The 3,347-nt window shown below is 44.6% G+C and carries 3 protein-coding genes; all 3 read left to right on the top strand.

The annotated features are described in order from the left end of the window. Positions 1 to 274: 274 nt before the first annotated feature. Positions 275 to 2,062: a metallophosphoesterase family protein gene (locus PMG71_RS17220; protein WP_283754944.1), complete on the top strand. Its 1,788-nt coding sequence runs from the start codon at positions 275 to 277 to the stop codon at positions 2,060 to 2,062. Between the two features lie 191 nt (positions 2,063 to 2,253). Beyond that, positions 2,254 to 2,469: a hypothetical protein gene (locus PMG71_RS17215; RefSeq protein ID WP_283754943.1), complete on the top strand. Its 216-nt coding sequence runs from the start codon at positions 2,254 to 2,256 to the stop codon at positions 2,467 to 2,469. A gap of 51 nt (positions 2,470 to 2,520) precedes the next feature. Continuing rightward, complete coding sequence (locus tag PMG71_RS17210) at positions 2,521 to 2,937, top strand: ExbD/TolR family protein (RefSeq protein WP_283754942.1); 417 nt, start codon at positions 2,521 to 2,523, stop codon at positions 2,935 to 2,937. Positions 2,938 to 3,347: the final 410 nt, after the last annotated feature.

Here is a 3,347-nt window from a genome sequence, read left to right as displayed (position 1 = left end):
ACAGCACCTTGCGCGGTAATGAGGTGCAGTAGTAAAAGATCCCCCCTAACCCCCCTTAATAAGGGGGGAATAAGAAAGTCCCCCTTTTTTAAGGGGGATTTAGGGGGATCAAACTGTACCACATAACAGCGAAAACTGCTGTAAATCTGGCCCTCTCCCTCAATCCCTCTCCCACTCCGAGAGGGACTTTTCCCCTTCTCGGAGTGGGAGAAGAGGTTAGGGGATGAGAGCAAAGTGTTTGCAACTGACTGACAACTTCTATAATTTTGAACCAATGACTCGAAGCGGGCGGTGGAATAACGGTACAATTCTGTTGATTAGCACGTTAGTGTTAATGGTTTTAGGCGGGCTGAGTGCTATCTTCATATCTCCTCCAGTTTATATGTTTCCAGAATATCTATTAACCGATCCCTTTTTGCAATTTCCCACTGAAACAACGGTCAAAGTCGTTTGGTTTACCCCCTTTCCAGGAATTGAACATCGGGTGATTTATGGGGAAAACTTAGAGCGTCAAGTGAGCGCAACCACGACGAAATTAACCCGTACTCGCGAAGATAAGTTATCCCATCTAGGGGAAATCATGCTAGAGAAACCAGGAGATTTTCCCATACTCCGAGATGTTTGGCGACATGAGGGAGAAATTACTGGCTTAAGTCCTGGGGAAAAATTGCCCTATGAAGTGATAAGCGTCCATGATAATCGTCAGGAACTGAGGAGCGATCGCTTTCTCTTAGCCCCTAGTCCTCAACCGGGAACACCCTTAAAAATTTTACTCACCTCAGACCACCAGCTTAAGCCCATGACAGCCGCTAATATCGAGAAAGTAGCGGAAACAGTGGGTTCAGTTGATGCTATTTTCTTGGCCGGAGATTTGGTTAATATTCCCGATCGCGCATCTGAATGGTTTGACGATCGCCGGGGAAATGCCTTTTTCCCAGTGCTGCAAGGACGAGCCAAGTACACCTTAGAAAAAGATGGGAAAGCAACGATCTATACAGGAGCTGCTTTAATCCAAAATGCGCCCCTATTTCCCGCTTTAGGCAATCATGAAATTATGGGAAAATGGTCTGAAGAAGAAGGATTAAATCCCCAATTTGATGGTTCCTATCCTCGGAGAGTGGCAGAATCGGATTATGAACAACAAGCAGCTCGAATTAATCCCAGTGGTGATGAGCAGATTAAAGAAGATTGGATTAAAAATCATAGCTTTAATAGCGATACCTATGAACAGATTTTTAGTTTACCGGAAAGTCCAGGGAATGGGCGCTATTATGCGGTTACGTTTGGCGATATTCGCTTGGTGGTTCCCCAAATTACGAATATGTGGCGATCGCCGAATTTATCTGCAAATACTCAAGGACGCTTCCGGGAGCGCGATCGGGACTTAAATCAACCGGAAAATTGGGGCTATGGGCAACATATTTTTGAACCCATTACTCCGGGAAGTCCCCAATATGAGTGGTTAAAAGCCGAATTGAATTCCCCGGAATTTCAACAGGCAAAATATAAAATAGTCATGTTTCATCATCCGCCCCATTCCCTAGGAGAGAATATTGTACCGGCTTATACCGATCCAGTGGAAATTATAGATAAAGATAGGATGGGGAATCCTTTGGTAATTCGCTATGAATATCCCCAGGAAAAGGATTATCTGATCCGAGATGTGATTCCCTTATTGGAAGAGGCGAAGGTTGATTTGGTGTTATATGGCCATTCCCATCTCTGGAACCGGTTTATGAGTCCCAAGGGAATGAACTTTTTAGAAACTTCTAATGTGGGTAATACTTACGGCGCTTATATCGGGAAATCTCGGCGCTATGTTCCCCCAGCTTATCAACCAGAGTACGCCCCTGTGGGCGATCCGAATGGGTTAGAGCCAATTCTTCCTACTCTAGCTCCACTCCAGGATGATCGACCCCTACCTTATATTGCCAGTAATGATCTGACGGTCTTTAGTCTTTTAGATACGGAAAAGGGAACCATCAGCAGCTATGTTTTTGATACTCGTAATCCAGAGTCTGAAGTTGTGAAGTTTGATGAATTTCTGGTTCGTCGTCACTAAATATTAAGCTTTGTGTCGAAAATTCAGATCCTCTATTGACCAAAATGCCTAAGAGATATTACAAGATATGAATGAACTTGAAGATCAATGAAATTCACAATTTTCACGTTAATTAAAACTTACTTAAACTGCATAAAACAGCCCTAACTCCATGTTAAATTGCAAAGGAGAAGTTCTCAGGAGAGAGAATCATGAGTACCTTCAACTCATCTAGCCTCAGTCTATTCCCTGAAGATGATTTAATAGAAAAGTTCTCTAGAATCTACAGTACCGGTTATGTTAGCTGGGAAGAGTATCATCGCCTAGAGTCCTCATTTTCGTCCTCTAGACTAGAGGAGGAAGAAAAGGATATGATCGGTCGTCTGCGTCATGCGATTAAGCGCGGATGGGTGAAAACTACTGCTTAATGAAGTGCATGAGATAGACTAGGGATAGTAATCTGCCTAGACTCTAAGCCCATGCGTTTAGTTGATGACGATCCGGATCTACCGCCTCAAATCAACATCTTGCCGATGATTGATGTGATTTTCTCCATTTTGACGTTTTTCATGATGGGGACGCTGTTTTTAACCCGTAATGAGGGTTTACCAGTGAATTTGCCTCAAGCGGGAACCGGGGAAGTTCAGCGACAGGAGCGGATTACCGTATCGATTGATGCTCAAGGAAATATTGCTTTAAATGACACGATGATCCCTTTAGAGCAATTACCAGCAGGAGTGATTCAGTTAATGCAAGAGAACTCCTCTAAATTAGTGGTTTTAAAGGCAGATGAGGCGATCGCCCATGGACGGGTGATCGAGGTGATGGATCGCCTGAGAACCATTAAAGGGGTGCGTTTGGCGATCGCCACAGAGCCATTGAAGCTGAACCCCTAATTTTTTGTAGTTATAGCAAACCTAAATGAGTTATGTAATGGCTGCCCCTCATCCCCCAGCCCCTTCTCCCGCAGGAGAAGGGGAGCAAAAGTCCCTCTCCCACGCTAATCCTGTAGGGTTTTTAAGATGCCCTCTGAATTTGGCTAAAAATCATCCAATAGGGCAAGGTTTGGTGGTGTATTCACAATCTGTAGGGGCGTTTCATGTCGCAAAGCGAAACGGCCGTTCGCCCCTACATACCAAATTGTAGTTCAATGAAACCCCTACAAGATACAGCGCTTTGCGCTGTATCGGTGGACAGTAGGAAAAGATCCCCCCTTGCCCCCCTTAAAAAGGGGGGAATAGGAAAGTCCCCCTTTTTAAGGGGGATTTAGGGGGATCAAGATGTCCCACATAACAGCGAAAACTGC

It is taken from the genome of Roseofilum acuticapitatum BLCC-M154 (assembly GCF_030068475.1).
GTDB lineage: Bacteria > Cyanobacteriota > Cyanobacteriia > Cyanobacteriales > Desertifilaceae > Roseofilum > Roseofilum acuticapitatum.
This window is presented reverse-complemented; position numbering and strand designations above follow the sequence as displayed.

What these genes read in the sequence shown, in the direction of transcription:
- PMG71_RS17220 (WP_283754944.1), top strand. Translation starts at nt 275, where the DNA reads ATGACTCGAAGCGGGCGGTGGAATAACGGTACAATTCTGTTGATTAGC.
- PMG71_RS17215 (WP_283754943.1), top strand. Translation starts at nt 2,254, where the DNA reads ATGAGTACCTTCAACTCATCTAGCCTCAGTCTATTCCCTGAAGATGAT.
- PMG71_RS17210 (WP_283754942.1), top strand. Translation starts at nt 2,521, where the DNA reads ATGCGTTTAGTTGATGACGATCCGGATCTACCGCCTCAAATCAACATC.